The following is a 5,633-nucleotide window of genomic DNA, read 5'->3' as shown; positions in this document are numbered from 1 at the left end:
CAAGTCGAAGCCCAATAACTACACGGAATCATGCATGATAAATGAGGCAGATGGATGGAGAGGAAGAAACGTGTGGTACCTAGGGAGGTCTGTGTGAAACGCTCTGAAAGGAGTAACCACCGTACAAGGAAACGAGGCGGTGCTGAACACGCAGAAGTCAGCAGAGGTCATAGTAGGGATATGGACATGGAAACATGGACATGCTAACCGAAGGACCGAATCAGTAGGAGTCTTAAGTATGACCGAGAAAAGGAGGAATGACCGTTAATGGCAGAAAACATAGATAATAATGGCTGTTCGCAAAGAGATAATGCGGAACATGAAGGGTATGCGAAAGCGCCTAGGTCATTCAATCGGATATGGAAAGAAAGAGACAGTGCACAGCCGAAGCTCTTGGAAGCGATACTGTATAAGGATAACTTTAACAGAGCGTATAAAAGAGTTAAGGCAAACAAGGGAGCGCCAGGTATTGATGGTATGACCATCGAAGAGGCACTTCCGTACCTTAAGGAACACCAGCAGGAGCTAACTGACCGCATATACCGTGGTAAGTATACTCCATCGCCAGTCAGGCGAGTTGAGGTTCCAAAACCAGATGGGGGTGTGCGCAAGCTTGGCATACCCACCGTGATAGACCGAACACTCCAACAGGCAATAACTCAACAGTTAGTGCCAATCTATGAACCATTGTTCGCGGATGGAAGCTACGGCTATCGCCCAAACAGAAGCGCAAAGGATGCTATACAGAATGTAAAGGAATACGCAGAACAAGGTTACACTTTTGCGGTAGTCTTGGACTTATCAAAGTATTTCGACACCTTGAATCATGAAATCCTTATCAATCTCCTCAGAAAGAATGTGAAGGATGAACGTGTAGTTCAGCTAATAAAGCGTTATCTGAAAAGTGGAGTGATGGAAAACGGAGTGGTCATTGATACAGAGGAAGGTTCACCGCAAGGTGGGAATTTATCGCCTCTTCTTGCAAATATCTACCTCAATGAGTTCGACCAAGAGTTTCTGAAAAGGGGTGTACCCTGCATAAGATATGCAGATGACATCGTTCTTCTTGCGAAAAGCAAAAGGGCATCAGAAAGACTCTTAGAAAGCAGTACTAAATATCTCGAAGAGAAATTGAAGCTAACAGTCAACCGAGAGAAAAGCCGTACTGTCAGTGTGTTTGCAATCCAAAATTTTAAATTCCTTGGCTTTGCATTGGGAAGGAACGGAAGTGGCATTTATGTCAGGGTTCATCCAAAGTCATGGAAGAAGTTTAAGTCCAAGCTGAAAGCCTTATCTTCCCGTAAGTCTGTTCAGTCCATCAAGCCTAGTCTTGAGAAAATCAAGGTATATGCGAGAGGATGGCTTAACTACTACGGTATAGCAAGCATGAAGAAAAACATAGACGAAATCAATAAATGGCTCTATCACAGAATACGTATGTGTATATGGAAACAATGGAAGAAGCCCAAGACAAAGGTGCGAAATCTGATTAAGATGGGCGTGCCCAAGGACTTGGCGCATATGGCTGGCAACAGTCGGCGTGGATATTGGTTTACCACACATACAGTCGCAGTCAACATGGCGATGACAAAAGAAAGACTGATAAGCAGTGGCTTTTATGATTTAGCCACGGCCTATCAGTCTGTGCACGTCAACTATTGAAAGCGCCGTATACCGAACGGTACGTACGGTGCTGTGAGAGGTCGGCGGTTAGTCACCGCCTCCTACTCGATTATTTGTAGAACGATAATTAGTGCAGTAAATAACTAATAGAATTAGGAATGAATACATATTAGCGGTACTAAGTGTAGTGACGAGATAAGTTAACATATAAAGGATAAAGTATTTACTTACTAATTTGTTTTGTTTCCATAGGTTTATCGATATAAGCATTATATAAATAAAAAGTGCTATATGTGCGATAAGGCCTAAGATTCCTTCTTCACATATTATTTCTACGATACCAACATCGTATGAGTGACAAATATACCATGTATTGTTCCAATAATAGTGAAGATCATTTCTCATATCTGCACCTGAACCTAAACCAAAAAATGGGTTTTTGTCAATAGTATACGTAATGCCAGTGAACTGCACTATGCGAGATTTGGAACCTGCAGCATAGTTGGTACCATAGCCTTCTATGCCTTCTGGAGCTTCTTCATTTAAATCAAAATCAGCACCGAATTCCATTAAAATAGATTTAGCGTTACCTTCATAGAAATATCTATATTTTGGACTGCAAATCATAAATGGCAAAATAAATATTGTTATTAAAGCAATAACTAAAATTGTGTTCTTTAGTAGACGTATGATGCGTTCTTTTTTTAAACAGAATAATAAAGTGTATAATCCCAAGACAAAGAAAATGAATATTTCATCTGAACGTGAGCCTGAGTGGATTATGGCTAAAATATTTAAAGGAATAATAAGAATATATTTTTTTTCATTAGTAAGATTGTATAAAAATAAAATGAGTACCAAAATTAGCACGCACATATTTCCATAGAATCCAGGCAATCCCATTGTAGTAGTAGAACGTAATAGTCCCAAACGAACATAATGATCATTAAGCATTGCACGTAACGAAGTGTATAAGGCGTCAAACGGACGGAAAAAGGTAAAACTTTCTATAATTCCTATAACGAAAAGGACTGTCGCTGTCCAAACAACAATTTTTGAGATTGTGATTAGTTCTTCTTTTGTAGGAGCCAATAGATATATAGATATCAATAGTAAAAGCTGTTCAAATACAATAAGGAATATCGTTTTAATAGCATCAGCATTAATAGTGATATAGTATAGGTTGGAAATAGCTCTAAAAACAAAATAACAGCCTAAAAAATAGTATGGAATAGGGATAGTTTTGGGGTTCTTAAGTATTTTTTTAAAATTCAAATCACGGCGTTTGTTAAAAAAAGTATAAATATATAGCAGTATAAACATACCTCTAACAGCAGAAAAAGTAGGCAGAGCATTGTTAAGCGATATACCAAAGTAATTAGGTAAAAATAACATACATGGTATAAATAGGTACAAATATTTCTTTGTTTTAAAAGTATAAATAGTTGCAATGGTTAATGCTATATTGAAAGATAATAGAAAAATCAAATTAAACATATAGTATCTCCAGACGTTTTTCTGCTATTATACAGAAATTCTTATGTAAAAATCAAATCTAAAAGAAGGAGTTAGAAATGAAAAAGGGTAACCAATAAGAATTGATTACCCTTTTGAAAAAAACTATAGATTAGTCATGTGTTAGTGTTTCACAAATATCATTTAGTGATGAATGATTAATAGCTTTATAGTTCATACGTAATTTGTCATACTTTGTTCCTGATAAGTCAAGATTTGATAAGCACTGTGTGTTATTAGGTGTCATAAAGCTAATAGCAGTGAAGGAAGAATCTGATAAATCAAGATCTGTTTCAGAGTATTTACTGAGTCTGAATATAAGATTTCCGTCTAATGCACAGTTTATCATTTCTATACTGTTAGGTGAATATTCGTTTGCGCTGTTATATAGCATTTGGTAGCGTAATTCATGAATAGCGCTGCTTGAAGTATCAAATGTACAAGTATCTAACTTTAATATTCCACTGGCAGGATATTGTATAACTGCTAATTCTGAAACTGTATTAGTGCCTGCAAACTTGAATTCATCTTTTGTTAATTGGACATTAGCACCTTCAAAATATTTTGAGTTTGTAGATTTAATAAGCATGCTACGACTGCAGTTTTGCGTTGTGAAGGTATTATCGCTGTCTTTAATTATACCACTTCCATAAGTCATATATGATATTTCGCCGCCACCAGATACGTTGATTTTGTTATTGGCAACAGTGACTGTGCCTGCTTTACTGAAACCGAAACATGAGAATGTACCTTTGTTTGTTAGTGTACAATTAATTGTATTATTAGATATTTCAATCTCAGAATTATCTGTTAGCAACTGAGCTTTGATTGCGCTGGCACTGAGTCCATGAATCGAAATATTATTATTTTTGAATACAATATTTCTTAGTGATTCCTGTCTCTTTGAATCAGGCATACCGAAAGCGACTAATACATCGTTTTGAACAACAGGACCATTGAATTCAAAGCGGTTATTTTGGACAACGACATCTCTCATGTTATAGCCCCAAATAGAAAATGCCTCGTCATTATTATTTTTAAAGAAATAGCAATCTGAAACATTTATATTTGAAACAGTAATATTTGCATTATCATGTCCTGATATCCACAAACAACCTCCAACAGTAGATTCTGCTTCGTTAATAAAATTTGTTTTTGTTATTTTTACATTTTTAATGTCTTTTAATTCTGACTTTAACCATAGACATGAAACAGAAGGATTCGCTGTGCCACCAACATAGAATTCGCAGTTATCTATATTGATAGAATCGGCGCGTAATATTGAGAAAAGTACACCCTCAGCTGCTTCAGCTCCTGTTTGAGTTTTTGTCCTGGTGAATTTTGATGTAATATCAGCGACATACTTAAAACCAACATTTTCCAATACTATATTATTGCTGTTGAAAGTAATTAATCCTCGTTGATTCCATTTTTCATATGAGGCAGGATCAACGTTATCTCTAAACAATAGTACAGCGTTAGAACGTGATTCACCTTTTATAACTATATCGTTATTAAATAAAAATCTTGTAGAACAGAAATAGGTTCCATTAGGAATGTATAGATTCACTCCAGCGAGGGTGACAGGATTTATATATTCGTAATCGTCACTTGTTCCATCGCCTCGAGCACCAATCTGCCTAATATTAATTGAGTCAGTGTAATCAAGATTTGCATATAAACCATTTGCTAAAGGTACAGATATGTTAGGAATCTTAAGTGGGGATGGAGTAGCCGAAACTGTATAGTCAGCTGCACCACCATCATATTCACTATAGAAACCTTTTGTTGAAATAATAGTACCATCACTGTAACTTGCATTTTCTAATCCGGCAAATGTAGAAATAATAACTTTCTTAGCAGTTGCAGGTGCTAAAATACCAGTTACCTGATATTCGTTATCTACATATTTAATTGTGTGCCAAATAATAGTGAGATCTTTACCTATAATCGCACTATAATCAGGAGCAGACAATACTCGTTCTGTTGCTACTGATGAATTATTTGAAACTTCCTCTGCAGGATTAATAATACCATCACCTATACAGGTAGCTCCGCCAGAAGAATTTTCTACATAAAACATTGCTTCTGCATTAGCACTAGCTAAAGGAACTTTATTATCATCTATTCTGCTATGGAAGCTCAAATAGATAACAAAAAAGCAAAAGCAAAGTAACAGACTAATAAGTAATAACGAAAGTATTTTTTTGTTAGTAAAATAATATCTTAAGCCCATTCATAATACCTCCTGTTTTATTAAATTGAAAATTTAGAAAATTTTTCCGTAAACTCTTTAACTAAAAACCGAACCATTTCCTAATCATATCCCAAATAGAGTTATAATTATTATTTTGATTATTTACCTTAGGCGTTGGAGTAGGTGTAGGCTTAGGTGTCGGGGTTGGAGTAGCCTTAGGTGTTGGGGTAGGTGTAGGTTTAGGCGTTGCCGTAGGCGTAGGTTTAGGTGTTGGAGTTGGAGTAGCCTTAGGCGTTGG

Annotated in this window: 4 protein-coding genes; 1 reads left to right on the top strand and 3 read right to left on the bottom strand. The window is 36.2% G+C overall.

The features are described 5' to 3' along the window. Positions 1–267 precede the first annotated feature (267 nt). Positions 268–1,662 (top strand): group II intron reverse transcriptase/maturase, encoded by a 1,395-nt coding sequence (ltrA, locus tag BUA88_RS15655; RefSeq protein ID WP_072919687.1) that lies wholly within the window; start codon positions 268–270, stop codon positions 1,660–1,662. Positions 1,663–1,710: 48 nt separating this feature from the next. On the opposite strand, the gene BUA88_RS15650 is transcribed toward ltrA, so the two are convergent. The 3 genes from BUA88_RS15650 to BUA88_RS15640 form a co-directional block, all read right to left on the bottom strand. Further along, entirely contained in the window at positions 1,711–3,120 is a 1,410-nt protein-coding gene (locus BUA88_RS15650; protein ID WP_072919685.1) for an O-antigen ligase family protein, read from the bottom strand. Between the two features lie 130 nt (positions 3,121–3,250). Then, the gene (locus tag BUA88_RS15645; protein WP_072919684.1) at positions 3,251–5,374 is read right to left on the bottom strand and encodes a glycosyl hydrolase family 28-related protein; all 2,124 of its coding nucleotides are present in this window, start codon (positions 5,372–5,374) and stop codon (positions 3,251–3,253) included. A gap of 61 nt (positions 5,375–5,435) precedes the next feature. Next, the coding region (locus tag BUA88_RS15640) for a hypothetical protein (RefSeq protein WP_200798879.1) at positions 5,436–5,633 on the bottom strand (198 nt) is incomplete at its 5' end.

Source organism: Pseudobutyrivibrio xylanivorans DSM 14809, assembly GCF_900141825.1.
Taxonomy (GTDB): Bacteria; Bacillota; Clostridia; order Lachnospirales; family Lachnospiraceae; genus Pseudobutyrivibrio; species Pseudobutyrivibrio xylanivorans.
Note: the sequence above shows the minus strand (reverse complement) of the source record. Positions and strands in the feature narration are given on the sequence as shown.

Coding starts and splice junctions, on each gene's coding strand:
- ltrA (WP_072919687.1), top strand. CDS start 268: ATGGCAGAAAACATAGATAATAATGGCTGTTCGCAAAGAGATAATGCG.
- BUA88_RS15650 (WP_072919685.1), bottom strand. CDS start 3,120: ATGTTTAATTTGATTTTTCTATTATCTTTCAATATAGCATTAACCATT.
- BUA88_RS15645 (WP_072919684.1), bottom strand. CDS start 5,374: ATGGGCTTAAGATATTATTTTACTAACAAAAAAATACTTTCGTTATTA.